Below are 12,535 nucleotides of genomic sequence, written 5' to 3'. Positions count from 1 at the left end.
GGTGATCCTTCCGGTCGGCCGCGCGGCGGGGCGTGAGGCCCTTCCGGTTCCCATTCCTGGAGAAACAAATGCGCGTTGCCGTGACCGGTGGCGGTGGTTTCCTCGGGTCCCACCTGTGCGAGGCGCTCTTGCGGCGCGGCGACTCGGTGGTGTGCCTGGACAACTTCTCTACGGGCGACCCCGAGAACATCGCCCATCTCCTCTGCGACCCGGCCTTCGAGTTCCAGCATGCCGACGTCAGCGAGGCCGTGGAGGTCGCCGGCCGCGTCGACGCCGTCGCGCACCTGGCCTCCCCCGCCTCCCCGCCCGACTACCTGCGCCAGCCGCTGGAGACCCTCGCGGTCGGCAGCCGCGGCACCGAGAACGCCCTGCGGCTGGCCCTGCGCCACGACGCCCGCTTCATCCTCGCGTCGACGAGCGAGATCTACGGGGACCCGCTGGTCCACCCGCAGGAGGAGGCGTACTGGGGGAACGTCAACTCCATCGGCCCGCGCAGCGTCTACGACGAGGCGAAACGATACGCCGAAGCGGTGTCCGCCGCGTACCGCCGCACGCACGGCGTCGACGTCGGCATCGCCCGCATCTTCAACACCTACGGCCCCCGGATGCGGCCGCACGACGGCCGCGTGGTGTCCAGCTTCATCACCCAGGCGCTGACCGGCGAGCCGCTCACCATCTACGGCGACGGCAAGCAGACCCGCAGCTTCTGCTACGTGGACGACCTCGTCCGCGGTCTCCTCGCGCTCCTCGACTCCTCCGAGCTGGGCCCGTTCAACCTCGGCAACCCGGTCGAGCGCACCGTCGCCGAGCTCGCCGAACTCGTGCTCGGCATGACCGGCTCCGCGTCCGAGGTGAAGTACCACCCGCTGCCGGTGGACGACCCGGTCCGCCGCCGCCCGGTGATCACCCGCGCCCGCGACGTCCTCGGCTGGGAGCCGGAGTTCGACATCACCGAGGGACTGCGCCGCACCGTCGCGTACTTCGCGAGCCGCCCCGAGCGGCTCCGCGCCTCGGCGGCGGCGATCCGCGGCAGCCAGGACGAGACCGTGCCGCTGTCCGCGGTGACGGGGCCCTCCGCGCCCGCCGCCCAGACGATCCCCGGCCCGGCCACCGCCGCCTCCGGCGTGGCGTCCGCCGCCGCCCCCGGCCCGTCCGCCACGGGCGCCTGAACCCCGCGCCGACGCCGGACGGCCCTGCCCCGTCCGGCGCCGGCGGTCCCCGCCGTCCTCCCCGCACGGCCCCCCACGGCCCGCTCTCGCACCGCCTGGAGTACCCGCTGTCATGACGTCGTTGGAGCAAGGTCCCCTCGGCGGGACCGGCACCGTCCAGGACCTCCCGGTCCTCGCCCCCGCCCCCGGCTCGCCGGAGGAGTGGCGGGCGCTGGGGCACGAGATCACGGCCCTCTCGAACGGCACGGTCCTCTCCATCGGCCCCGACGGGCCCGTCTTCGCGGGGCCCCGCCGCACCCGCACACCCCGCAAGGGCAGCTTCGTACGGCCGCTCCGGCTCGGCGACCGCCTTCTCGTGATGGTCCTCGCGCTCGGCTGGGTGGCCAGCGCCGTGACGTTCTGGGTGTGGTGGCTGCAGCCGGAGCACCGGGTCAACTGGGTCGGACTCGCCGTCAACAGCGCGCTGCTCCTCTACCTGGCCGTGCTCCCCATCCTGTTCCTCACGTCGATGCTCCGGCTCCGACGCTTCGACCCCACCGCGAAGGTCCCGCCGCTGCGCACCGCCTTCGTCGTCACCCGTGCTCCCTCGGAGCCCTGGAGCGTGGCGCGCAAGACGCTGGAGGCGATGCTCGACCAGGACTTCCCGCACCCGTACGACGTGTGGCTCTGCGACGAGGACCCGAGCGAGGAGATCCTCACCTGGTGCCGGACGTACGGCGTCGGCCTCTCCTGCCGGCGCGGCCGCGAGGACTACCACCGCGCGGACTGGCCGCGGCGCACCCGGTGCAAGGAGGGCAACCTCGCCTACTTCTACGACCACTGGGGGTACGAGCACTACGACGTCGTCGCCCAGCTCGACTGCGACCACGTGCCCCACCCCCACTACCTGACCGAGGTCGTCCGCCCCTTCTCGGACCCGGCCATCGGCTACGTCGCCGCCCCCAGCATCTGCGACGCCAACGCCGGCGCGTCCTGGGCCGCCCGCGGCCGGCTGCACCGCGAGGGCGCCTTCCACGGCCCCGTCCAGCTCGGCTACTCCGCCGGCCTGGCCCCGCTGTGCATCGGCTCGCACTACGCCGTGCGGACGGCGGCGCTCCGTGAGATCGGCGGTCTCGGCCCCGAGCTCGCCGAGGACATGTCGACCACGTTCCTGCTCACCTCGGCCGGCTGGCAGGGCGCGTTCGCCATCGACGCGGAGGCGCACGGCGACGGTCCGATGACCTTCGCCGCGATGGTCACCCAGGAGTTCCAGTGGTCCCGGAGCCTGGCGATGCTCGGCTTCGGCCTCGTCCCGCACCACATGCGCCGGCTCCCCGGCAGGCTGCGGCGCCGGTTCCGCTTCGTGCTCTCCTACTACCCGCTGCTCGCGCTGACCACGGTCATGGGCGTGGCGCTGCCGCCGGTCGCGGCCGTGACGGGCATGCCCTGGATCAATGTCAACTACGCCGAGTTCCTGGTCCGCTTCTGGGCCATGTCCTTCTGGCTGGTGCTGCTGATGCTGCTCTGCCGCCGCCTCGGCCTGCTGCGTCCGAAGAACGCGCCGCTGGTCAGCTGGGAGGGCTGGCTCTACGCGCTGGCCCGCTGGCCGTACGCGGTCTGGGGCATCACGGCGGCGGTGCTGCACCGGCTCCGCCCTCGCCAGATCACCTTCAAGGTGACGCCCAAGCGGACGGGCGGGCTCGAACCGCTCCCGGTGCGCGCCGTCTCCCCGTACCTGCTCATCACCACCTTCCTGTCCTCCTCCGCCGTCGTCGGCGAGTTCACCGGACCGGCCGTCGGCTACGTGTTCCTCTCCATCCTCGGCGCCCTGACGTACACCACGGTGACGCTGGCGATCGGCGCCCTGCACATCGGGGAGACCGCACGGGCGGCCGGCGTGCCCCGCCGCCGCGCGGTGCGGACCGCGGCCCTGCCGCTGTCGATGGGCCTGCTCACGCTGCTTCCGGTGGCGCTCGCCATCGGCGTCTTCCCCACCTACTTCGCCGGCTTCTACGCCTGGTGACGGCCCTCGCGGCCGTTCGAGAAACGAGGTCCCCCGTGCCCAAGACCGTCCTGGTCACCGGCGGCGCCGGATTCATCGGCAGCCACACCTGTGTCGAACTCCTCCGGTCCGGTCACGAGGTGGTCGTCCTCGACGACCACTCCAACAGCTCCCCGGAGGCCCTGGAACGCGTCGCGAAGATCGCGGGCCGTCCGATCGCCGCCGTGCACACCGCGGACGTCCGCGACCGGCGGGCGCTCGACGAGGTGTTCACGAGCCACCCGGTCGACGCGGTGATCCACTTCGCCGCGAAGAAGGCCGTCGGGGAGTCGGTGCGGATCCCGCTCACGTACTACGACATCAACGTCGGCGGCACCACGGCCCTGGTCGCGGCCATGCACGACCACGGGGTGCACCGGCTGGTGTTCTCGTCGTCCTGTTCGATCTACGGCAACGCGACGGTCGTCCCGCTCACCGAGGAGTCCCCGGCCGCGCCCACCAACCCGTACGCCACGACCAAGTGGACCTGCGAGCAGATCCTCGCCGACCAGTGCCGGCACGTCCCCGGGCTGCGGGTCCTGGCCCTGCGGTACTTCAACCCGGCGGGCGCGCACCCCAGCGGTCTGCTCGGCGAGGACCCGAGCGGCGTGCCCAACAACATCATGCCGTTCCTCACGCAGATCGCGGTGGGCCGCCGTGAGGAGCTCAGCGTCTTCGGCGACGACTACCCGACGCCGGACGGCACGGGGATCCGCGACTACATCCACGTCGTGGACGTCGCCGAGGGCCATGTGGCCGCGCTCGACCACCTCGACGACGAGCCGGGTCTGCAGGTCTTCAACCTCGGTACCGGGCGCGGCTCGTCGGTGCTCGACCTCGTGCGGACCTTCGAGGAGGCGTCCGGCCAGCCGATCCCGCACCGCATCGCGCCGCGCCGGCCCGGTGACGTCGCGGAGCTCGTGGCCGATCCGTCGAAGGTCGCCGCGGCCTGGGGCTGGACGGCGCGGCGCGACCTGGCCGCGATGTGCCGCGACGCCTGGCACTTCCAGCAGCTGAACCCGTACGGCTACGCCCCCTGACCCGGGCCGTGCCTCGTCCCCTCCCCGCATTTCCGCTCAGACAGGAGAACCCCGCATGCGGTTGACCGTCATCGGTACGGGATACCTCGGAGCTGTGCACGCCGCGTGCATGGCCGACATCGGGCACGACGTCCTCGGTGTCGACGTCGACACCGAGAAGATCGACGCCCTCGCCGAAGGCCGGACCCCGTTCTACGAGCCGGGGCTCGACGACGTCCTGACCCGCGCCCTCGCCTCCGGGCGGCTGCGCTTCACCACGAGTCTGCGCGAGGCGGCGGCGCACGGCGAGGTCCACTTCGTGTGCGTCGGCACCCCGCAGCAGGCGGGCTCACAGGCGGCGGACCTGCGGTACGTGGACGCCGTCGTCGACGGGCTCGCGCCGCATCTGCCGGCGTCCTGCCTGGTCGTCGGCAAGTCCACGGTGCCGGTGGGCACGACGGGCCGGCTGACGGCCCGGATCGCGGGGCTCGCGCCCGCGGGGGTGCGGGCCGAGGTGGCATGGAACCCGGAGTTCCTGCGCGAGGGCTTCGCGGTCGAGGACACGCTGCGGCCGGACCGGCTCGTGGTCGGCGTCACCAGCCGCGAGGCCGACGCCACGCTGCGGCAGGTGTACGCGCCGATGCTGGAGGCGGGCGTCCCGTACATCAGCACCGACCCGAGCACGGCGGAGCTGGTGAAGGTGGCGGCGAACTCCTTCCTCGCCACGAAGATCTCGTTCATCAACGCGATGGCGGAGGTCTGCGACGCGGCGGGCGCCGACGTCGTCACCCTCGCCGACGCGCTCGGCCACGACACCCGGATCGGCCGGCGGTTCCTCAACGCCGGTCTCGGCTTCGGCGGCGGCTGCCTGCCGAAGGACATCCGGGCGTTCACGGCGCGGGCGCAGGAGCTGGGCGTCGGGGCGGCGGTCGCGTTCCTCGACCAGGTCGACGAGATCAACCAGCGGCAGCGGGCCCGGACCGTCGCCCTCGCCCGCCAGGCGGTCGGCGGGGACCTGACCGGCCGGCGGGTGACCGTCCTGGGCGCCACGTTCAAGCCGAACAGCGACGACGTGCGGGACTCGCCGGCGCTGGCAGTGGCGGCGGCGCTGCACCGTGAGGGCGCGGACGTCCGCGTCCACGACCCGGAGGGCAGCGCCAACGCCCGGCGCGCGCACCCGGAACTGCGCTGCACCGACGACCTGCTGACCGCCTGCCAGGGCGCCGAGCTGCTGCTCCACCTCACCGAGTGGAGCCAGTACCGCGAGGTGGACCCGGTCAAGCTGTCCCGGGTGGTCCGCGAGCCGGTCCTCATCGACGGACGCAACGCGCTCGCCCACGAGGAGTGGCGGGCCGCCGGCTGGACGGTCGAGGCGCTGGGCCGCCCCGCGCCGGCGGACCAGCCGCAGACGGGCCTTCCGCACGAGGCCCTGCGCACCACCATCGCCGCACCCGCCGCCGGCCCGGACCGCTCGACGGCCCTGGCCTAGGGGCCGGCGGCGCGGCCGCGTCAGCGTCGCCCCCGGTCGCCCTCGCTGCCCTGCTCCCGCGGTCTCGCACCGCGTGGGCAGGGCGGTTCGGCGTGTCCCCCCGACGGCCCGATGGCCGGCCCCGGCGCGTCACTGCGCGGCGGGCTCCGCGATGAGTGCCGTACCGATCCGGCGGAAGCCGAGCCGTCCGTAGATCCGGGCCACGTCGTCGTCCCCGGCGGACAGGAACGCCGTCCGCACGCCCCGGGCGCGCGCGTCCTCCGCGAGGGCGGCGGTGACCGCCAGTCCCAGGCCGCGCCGGCGGGCGGCCGGAAGCGTGCCGACGCCGACGATCTCGCTGACGTCCCCGACCGGCTGGTGCTGCCCCGCGCACAGCACGGCGCCGTCCTCGAGCGCGGCCGCCACCCGTGTCAGCCCGCTCTCGATCCGCCCCGCGACCCGTTCCACCGCGCCCGATCCGGAGTTCTCCCGCATCTGCTCGGCCAGTTCCGGCGCGCCCGCCTCGCCGACCGCGGTGCCCGGCGCGGCGAACGCCAGGTACGGGACGGTGACCGCGCCGAGCAGCGCGGGGTCATCGGCGGCGAGCATCCGCACGACCGCGCCGTCGGCCCGCGGCGGTTCCCCGGACTCGGCGGGCGCGTCGAGGTCGAGCGCCATCAGCGGGTGCGCGTGGACGACGAGTCCCGTCGCCTCGACCGCGGCGCGCAGCCTCGGCGTGGTCTCCTCGACCCACTCGAACGCCTCGGGCACGCCCAGCTCCCGCTGCCGGGCGCGGACCCGCTCCACGTCGTCGGCGGTCGCCCCGGCCGCCGCGCCCAGGGCGGGCCGCCCGTAGTAGGGCCAGCCCGCCCCCTCCTGGACGAACAGGGTCAGGGGCCCGAAGTCCTCGGCGCGGGCGGACGATCGGGGGACGGCGTCGTAGTACCGCTCGATGCGGTCCAGCAGGTCGCGGCGGGGTGCGGAGTCAAGATCGGAAGTCACGGCCGGAATCCAAGCACGAAGCCCGCGACACCGCTGGGGATTTACGCCCCGGCCCTCGCCCCCGCTCCGGCCCCGGGCGTCGACGACGCCCGAAGGGCCACGACGGACGTCCGTCGTGGCCCTTCGGTTCCGCCGTGCGGCGTTCAGTGCTGCGAGAGCAGCCCGTCGCCCGCGCCCGGACCGGCGAGCTGTCCGCTGCCGAGGTCCTCCACGGTGTCGGTGACGACGGACCCCACGGTCGTCGGGTCGGGCAGGAGGTTCAGGCCCTCGGCGCCGACGGCGGCGGAGGCGGGCGAGGGGCTGACGATGGCTGTGACGACGCCGGCGGCGAAGGACGCCACGGCGAGCATGCTGCGCTTCTTCATGACCAGAACAACTACTGGGACGCCGTTCGGTCACGCCCGCCCGCCGACGAATCCGATCACCGCCCGCCGGCGACCCGCAGCACGGTCCCCGTCGTGTACGAGGCGTCCGGCGACAGCAGCCAGGCGATCGCGGCCGCGATCTCGGCGGGCTGCCCCGCCCGGCCGAGCGGAGTCACCGCCGCGACCTTGGCCGGACGGTCGGGATCGCCCATGGCCGCGTGCATGTCGGTCTCGATGGTGCCCGGCGCGACGGCGTTGACGCGGATGCCCTGGGGGCCGAGTTCCTTGGACAGGCCCACGGTCAGGGCGTCGGTGGCCGCCTTCGTGGCCGCGTAGTGCACGTACTCGCCGGGGCTGCCGAGCGTGGCGGCGGCGGACGACACGTTCACGATGGCCCCGGAGCCCCGGGCGGTCATCTCCCGGGCGGCCCGCCGCGCGCAGAGGAGGTACCCGAGCAGGTTGACGTCGATCACGCGCCGCAGGTCCTCGGTGCGGACGTCGACGAGCCGGGTGAGGGGTCCGGTGACGCCGGCGTTGTTCACCAGGCCGGTGACCGGACCGAGTTCGCCGGCAGCGACGTCGAACAGCCGGTCCACGTCCTCCTCCTGGGACGTGTCTACGCGCACCGCGACGCAGCGGGCGCCCGCGGCACGGACCGCGGCCGCCGTGGCCTCGGCCGCCGCGGCGTCGCGCACGTACCCGAGGACCAGGTCGTGGCCCTCGCGCGCGAGCCGGACACAGGTCGCGGCGCCGATGCCCCGGCTGCCTCCGGTGACGACGGTGACGGGGCGGAGGCCGGAACGGGGGGCGGGGCGGTCGGTGGGCGAGGCGGTCACCGGGCGCTCCCCGACGTGCTCGGGAGGCGCTCGAGGTCGTGCGCGAGCGCGGCGTAGACGTACTCGCTGCCCCAGCGGTCCCCGTCGAGGTCGTTCTCGACGAGGTGTGCCTCGCGCCGCATGCCGAGCCGCTCGCAGACCTTCGCGGAGGCGGTGTTCTCCACGTCCAGGCGGGCGTAGAGCCGGTGGGCGCCCAGCGCGTCGAAGGCCAGGGCGGCGAGGGCACGCGCGGCTTCGGTGGCGTAGCCGCGGCCCTCGTACGCGGGGTGGAAGACCCAGCCGATCTCCACCTGACGGGCGCGGGCGGCGGCCAGTTTCACGCCGACCTCGCCGATGACGCCGGGTTCGTCGGCGTGTGTCACGGCGAGGACCAGTTCGTCCCCGTTCTCGGCCCAGCGGGGAGGTCCGGAGATCTTGTCGATGACCTCGGCGCAGCGCTCGCGGGTGTGCGGCGGCCGGTACAGATAGCGGGCGACGCTCTCCAGGCCCTGGTACGCGTGCATGGCGTCGACGTCGTCCGCGGTGAACAGGCGCAGCCTCAGCCGCTCGGTGGTGACGGGCAGCGTGATGAGGTCGATGGGGTTCGTGTGGTCCATGTGCGCTCCTGGCGATCGTGGTCCGCACGAGCGTATGCGCGATCTTGAACTCGGGCAGCCGTATTACGGCCGGGTCAGCCGAACCCGGCCGTAATACCGCGATGTTGACCTTGCGTCAGTCCTCGGTTCGGGGCTGCGCGGCCCCCACGGTCACGGAGTCGGTCAGCGGGGTGCCGAAGTAGTCGGCGGGGCCGAGCTCGATGCCGATCTCCTCGGCCGTGAGCCCCGCGGGCACCTTGCCCGCGCAGCGCGGTACGAGGTTCCCGGCGCCCGCCCGGTCGGTGACCGGGGCGGCCATCCCCCGCAGGCAGGGGTCCTCCTTGGAGCCGGTCGGCTCACCGTCCAGGAGCTCCTGGCGGGAGCCCTGGCGCCAGCCGGCGAGCGACCGGTAGCGGTCGTCGCCCCACAGCAGGCTCCAGTCGCCGGTGCTGTAGTAGTCGTTGCCCTGCAGCCGCAGGTACGCGGGGCTGTACGGCGACTGGGCCTCGACCAGCGGGCCGCCGTCGGTCACGAAGATGTTGTTGTGCACGCGCACGTTGCGCATGCCGTCGCGCAGTCGCAGGGCCGGGGGCCGCTCGCCGGTGTCCTCCGTGGCGGGCAGTCCGTCGGTCCGCATGACGACGGTGTTGTGGTAGATGTCCAGGTTCCTCATGCGGGTGCCGAAGGCGACGATGCCGCCGTAGTCGGGCAGGCTCCGCGCGTCGTCCCAGCTCATGTTGAAGCGCACGATGTTGTTCTTGTGGGCGCCGGTCGGCATTCCGGAGTAGACGAGGAAGCCGGGGCCGTCGTTGCCGTAGGCGAGGTTGTACTGCATGACCGACGACGACACGTTGTTGTCGAGTCCGAAGCCGCCGCCGTCGACCGTGGAGCCGGTGCGGTTGCGGTACGACGTGTTGTGCTCGAGGACCATGCGGGTGGAGTCGTAGACCCAGATGCCCTCGGGGCCCTCGTCGGCGTTGGCCGAGGACTTGCCGCCGTTGTCGTGGGCGACGGAGCGCTGGATCTTCCCGTCCCGGACGCTGCCGAGTTTGATGCCGTTGCCGGTGTTGCGGTAGTCCTGCTCGGGGTCGCCGCTGTTGCGGTACGCCTTGACGCGCTCGATGCGGACGCGTTCGTGCGCGTACGTGGGCGCGTCGGCGTCGAAGTCCGGGCCGCCGAAGGCGATTCCCGCCTCCAGGTTGTGGTGGACGGCGGAGTCGGTGATCCGTACGTCGCTGAAGCCCACGTGCTGCTTGCCCGCCCCGACGCTGATCCCGTTGCGGAAGCCGCTGACGTCCACGTTCGTGATCCGGACGTGGTCGAGGCGCTTGCGGTCCGGGCGCTTGTTCAGGAAGGTGATGCCCTCGCCGTAGCGGAGCGAGCCGCCGGCGCCGACGAGCGAGAGGTTGCGGATCACCACACCGGCGGTGTCCCGGACGGCGATTCCCGAGGTGCCGGCGGTGGTGAGGACGGCGCGGCCGGTTCCGAACGACTCGATGACGACGGGCCGGGTCGCGCTGCCCGCCTCGTTCCTGTCGAGGGTGAGCCGGCCCTTGAACGTCGCGCCGCCCCGGAGGCGCAGGCGGTCCCCCGGCCGAAGGCGGGCCGAGTCGGCGTGGGCGAGGGTCCGCCACGCCCGGTCGGGCGACATGCCGTCGTTCTTGTCGTCGCCGTCGGGACTCACGTAGAAGGTGAACGGCCCTCCGCTGGCCGGGCGGGCGGGGCGATAGACGCCCGGCACCTCACAACCCGTCAGCAGCAGGAGCACCGCGACCGAGACTCCCGCGGCGCTCCTCGTGGTCCGGCTCCGCTTCACCGCTCTCACTGCCACCCCTTAGGACGTTCCGGCGCCATGTCGAGCACACACAACACGACAGACTGCCAGAAAAGGTGCATAAGAAACGCCGATGGGCGTTGCGGCATCCGAGTCACAGGCGTGCCGTCATCCGTACCGGTGATCCACTCCCGGGGGCTGCGCCGCCCGCGCGACCGCGCGTCGTGGGTGGACACCGGCCGCGACCGCGGCGAAAAAGCGTCAACCGTCCCGCAGGGCCGACCTCGTGGCACCCCGGCGCGCCTACCATCAGGTGAACATGACGACTGCAGCTCACCGACGCTCCCGCATGGGCATCCGGGACGTGGCCGCCGCCGCCGGGGTCTCCATCACGACTGTCTCCGACGCGCTCAACGGCAAGGGCCGGCTCCCGGACGCCACCCGCCGCCACGTCCGCGAAGTCGCCGACCGACTGGGCTACCGCCCATCAGCAGCGGCCCGCACCCTCCGTACCGGAAAGTCCGGCCTCATCGGCCTGACCGTCACCACCTACGGGGATGAACCTTTCACCTTCACCGAATTCGCCTACTTCGCCGAAATGGCCAGAGCCGCCACCTCCGCCGCACTCGCCCGCGGATACGCCCTGGTCATCCTCCCCGCCACCAGCCGACACGACGTCTGGTCCAACGTCGCCCTCGACGGCACCGTCGTCATCGACCCCTCCGACCACGACCCCGTCGTCACCGAACTCGTCCGCCAAGGCCTCCCCGTCGTCTCCGACGGACGCCCCGCCGGCACCCTCCCCGTCACCGCCTGGGTCGACAACGACCACGAAGCCGCCGTCCTCGACCTCCTCGACCACCTCGCCGCCGCCGGCGCCCGCCGCATCGGCCTCCTCACCGGCACCACCACCGACACCTACACCCGACTCTCCACCCAGGCCTACCTCCACTGGTGCAACCGCGTCGGACAGGACCCCGTCTACGAGGCCTACCCCGCACACGACCCCTGCGCCGGAGCCGTCGCCGCCGACCGCCTCCTCGCCCGACCCGACCGACCCGACGCCGTCTACGGACTCTTCGACCCCAACGGCACCGACCTCCTCGCCGCCGCCAGACGCTACGGACTCCGCGTCCCCGACGACCTCCTCCTCGTCTGCTGCAGCGAATCCACCGTCTACGCCACCACCGAACCCCCCATCACCACCCTCTCCCTCAAACCCCGCCGCATCGGCACCGCCGTCGTCCAACTCCTCATCGACGCCATCGAAGGGATCGGCCACGACCATCCGGACGGCATCACGATGCCCACGCAGCTCATCACCCGCGCGTCCAGCCGGGGGCGCCGACACTGCGACGCGTAGATCACAGTCGGGGCGATATGACCGTATTGCCTGTTCTGTCGCTAAGCTCTCCGGCATGACTGAGGGCCTGGAAATTCACGGGGTGCGTGCGGTGCCCGAGGGCATGGTGTGGGTCCCCGGAGGGACCTTCGCGATGGGCAGCGAGAACTTTCACCCGGAGGAACGGCCGGTCCGGCCGGTCTCCGTCGCAGGCTTCTTCATGGACATCCGGCCGGTGACGAACGCCGAGTACGCGGCCTTCGTGCTGGCGACCGGTCATGTCACCGCGCCCGAACGGCCCTCCGCGCCGAACACCGCGTCCCGGGTGCCCGGCTCGTACGTCTTCCGGCAGACCCAGGGCCCGGTGCCGCTGGAGGACCGGAACCAGTGGTGGGCGTACGTGCCCGGCGCCGACTGGCGCCACCCGCTCGGCCCCGCCTCCACGCTCGAGGACCGCGCGGACCATCCGGTCACCCACATCACGTACGCGGACGCCACCGCGTACGCGGACTGGGCCGGCAAGCAGCTGCCCACCGAGGCGGAGTGGGAGTTCGCGGCGCGCGGCGGGCTGGCGGGCACCGCGTACCCCTGGGGAGACGAGCTCGCCCCGCACGGCCGCAGGATGGCCAACACCTGGCACGGCGACTTCCCCTGGCGGCGCGCCACCCCGCCCGGCACCTCCCCCGTCGGCGCGTTCGACCGCAACGGCCTGGGGCTGCACGACATGGTCGGCAACGTCTGGGAGTGGACGGCGGACGCGGCGGACACGGACCTCTCGGCGGCCCCCGCGCACCCGTGCCGGCTCCCGGACCCGGTGGAGCCGGGCGGGCGGCGGGTCGTGAAGGGCGGCTCCTACCTCTGCGCGCCGCGCACCTGCCACCACTTCCGCCCCGCCGCCCGGGTGGCCGAACCGGAGACCACGGCCGCCTGCCACCTCGGCTTCCGGTGCGTCAGCCGCTGAGCCT

At 73.2% G+C, this 12,535-nt stretch carries 11 protein-coding genes; 6 read left to right on the top strand and 5 right to left on the bottom strand.

Going from position 1 to position 12,535, the window contains the following annotated elements:
• Positions 1-68: 68 nt before the first annotated feature.
• From ACNJ93_RS32205 to ACNJ93_RS32190, 4 genes are all read left to right on the top strand, one after another.
• Positions 69-1,169, top strand: coding sequence for a UDP-glucuronic acid decarboxylase family protein (locus tag ACNJ93_RS32205; RefSeq protein WP_418961000.1), 1,101 nt, complete (start codon positions 69-71; stop codon positions 1,167-1,169).
• 112 nt (positions 1,170-1,281) lie between these two features.
• Complete coding sequence (locus ACNJ93_RS32200) at positions 1,282-3,171, top strand: glycosyltransferase (RefSeq protein WP_418960999.1); 1,890 nt, start codon at positions 1,282-1,284, stop codon at positions 3,169-3,171.
• Between the two features lie 35 nt (positions 3,172-3,206).
• Positions 3,207-4,229, top strand: a complete 1,023-nt coding sequence (galE, locus tag ACNJ93_RS32195; protein WP_418960998.1) for a UDP-glucose 4-epimerase GalE — start codon at positions 3,207-3,209, stop codon at positions 4,227-4,229.
• 55 nt (positions 4,230-4,284) lie between these two features.
• The gene (locus ACNJ93_RS32190) at positions 4,285-5,697 is read left to right on the top strand and encodes a UDP-glucose dehydrogenase family protein (protein ID WP_418960997.1); all 1,413 of its coding nucleotides are present in this window, start codon (positions 4,285-4,287) and stop codon (positions 5,695-5,697) included.
• A 129-nt stretch (positions 5,698-5,826) separates the two neighbouring features.
• Here the strand turns inward: ACNJ93_RS32190 and ACNJ93_RS32185 are convergent, their stop codons facing one another.
• From ACNJ93_RS32185 to ACNJ93_RS32165, 5 genes are all read right to left on the bottom strand, one after another.
• Positions 5,827-6,678, bottom strand: coding sequence for a GNAT family N-acetyltransferase (locus ACNJ93_RS32185; RefSeq protein ID WP_418960996.1), 852 nt, complete (start codon positions 6,676-6,678; stop codon positions 5,827-5,829).
• 143 nt (positions 6,679-6,821) lie between these two features.
• On the bottom strand, positions 6,822-7,043 hold the full coding sequence (locus ACNJ93_RS32180; RefSeq protein WP_418960995.1) for a hypothetical protein: 222 nt from the start codon (positions 7,041-7,043) through the stop codon (positions 6,822-6,824).
• A 56-nt stretch (positions 7,044-7,099) separates the two neighbouring features.
• Entirely contained in the window at positions 7,100-7,879 is a 780-nt protein-coding gene (locus tag ACNJ93_RS32175; RefSeq protein WP_418960994.1) for an SDR family oxidoreductase, read from the bottom strand.
• Positions 7,876-8,475, bottom strand: coding sequence for a GNAT family N-acetyltransferase (locus ACNJ93_RS32170; RefSeq protein ID WP_418960993.1), 600 nt, complete (start codon positions 8,473-8,475; stop codon positions 7,876-7,878). Before ACNJ93_RS32170 ends, ACNJ93_RS32175 begins: the two co-directional genes overlap by 4 nt.
• 115 nt (positions 8,476-8,590) lie before the next feature.
• A complete protein-coding gene (locus ACNJ93_RS32165) occupies positions 8,591-10,279 on the bottom strand; it encodes a right-handed parallel beta-helix repeat-containing protein (protein WP_418960992.1) in 1,689 nt (562 codons plus the stop codon).
• Between the two features lie 268 nt (positions 10,280-10,547).
• Between ACNJ93_RS32165 and ACNJ93_RS32160 the strand changes: the two genes are divergently transcribed.
• Both ACNJ93_RS32160 and ACNJ93_RS32155 read left to right on the top strand, forming a co-directional pair.
• The gene (locus tag ACNJ93_RS32160) at positions 10,548-11,591 is read left to right on the top strand and encodes a LacI family DNA-binding transcriptional regulator (RefSeq protein WP_418960991.1); all 1,044 of its coding nucleotides are present in this window, start codon (positions 10,548-10,550) and stop codon (positions 11,589-11,591) included.
• A gap of 55 nt (positions 11,592-11,646) precedes the next feature.
• Complete coding sequence (locus ACNJ93_RS32155; RefSeq protein WP_418960990.1) at positions 11,647-12,531, top strand: formylglycine-generating enzyme family protein; 885 nt, start codon at positions 11,647-11,649, stop codon at positions 12,529-12,531.
• Positions 12,532-12,535: the final 4 nt, after the last annotated feature.

This window comes from Streptomyces tritici (assembly GCF_048500665.1).
In the GTDB taxonomy this organism is placed as follows: Bacteria; Actinomycetota; Actinomycetes; order Streptomycetales; family Streptomycetaceae; genus Streptomyces; species Streptomyces tritici.
This window is presented reverse-complemented; position numbering and strand designations above follow the sequence as displayed.

Excerpts from the sequence above, each read along its gene's own strand:
- ACNJ93_RS32205 (WP_418961000.1), top strand. The coding sequence starts at position 69 with ATGCGCGTTGCCGTGACCGGTGGCGGTGGTTTCCTCGGGTCCCACCTG.
- ACNJ93_RS32200 (WP_418960999.1), top strand. The coding sequence starts at position 1,282 with ATGACGTCGTTGGAGCAAGGTCCCCTCGGCGGGACCGGCACCGTCCAG.
- ACNJ93_RS32190 (WP_418960997.1), top strand. The coding sequence starts at position 4,285 with ATGCGGTTGACCGTCATCGGTACGGGATACCTCGGAGCTGTGCACGCC.
- ACNJ93_RS32180 (WP_418960995.1), bottom strand. The coding sequence starts at position 7,043 with ATGAAGAAGCGCAGCATGCTCGCCGTGGCGTCCTTCGCCGCCGGCGTC.
- ACNJ93_RS32170 (WP_418960993.1), bottom strand. The coding sequence starts at position 8,475 with ATGGACCACACGAACCCCATCGACCTCATCACGCTGCCCGTCACCACC.
- ACNJ93_RS32160 (WP_418960991.1), top strand. The coding sequence starts at position 10,548 with ATGACGACTGCAGCTCACCGACGCTCCCGCATGGGCATCCGGGACGTG.
- ACNJ93_RS32155 (WP_418960990.1), top strand. The coding sequence starts at position 11,647 with ATGACTGAGGGCCTGGAAATTCACGGGGTGCGTGCGGTGCCCGAGGGC.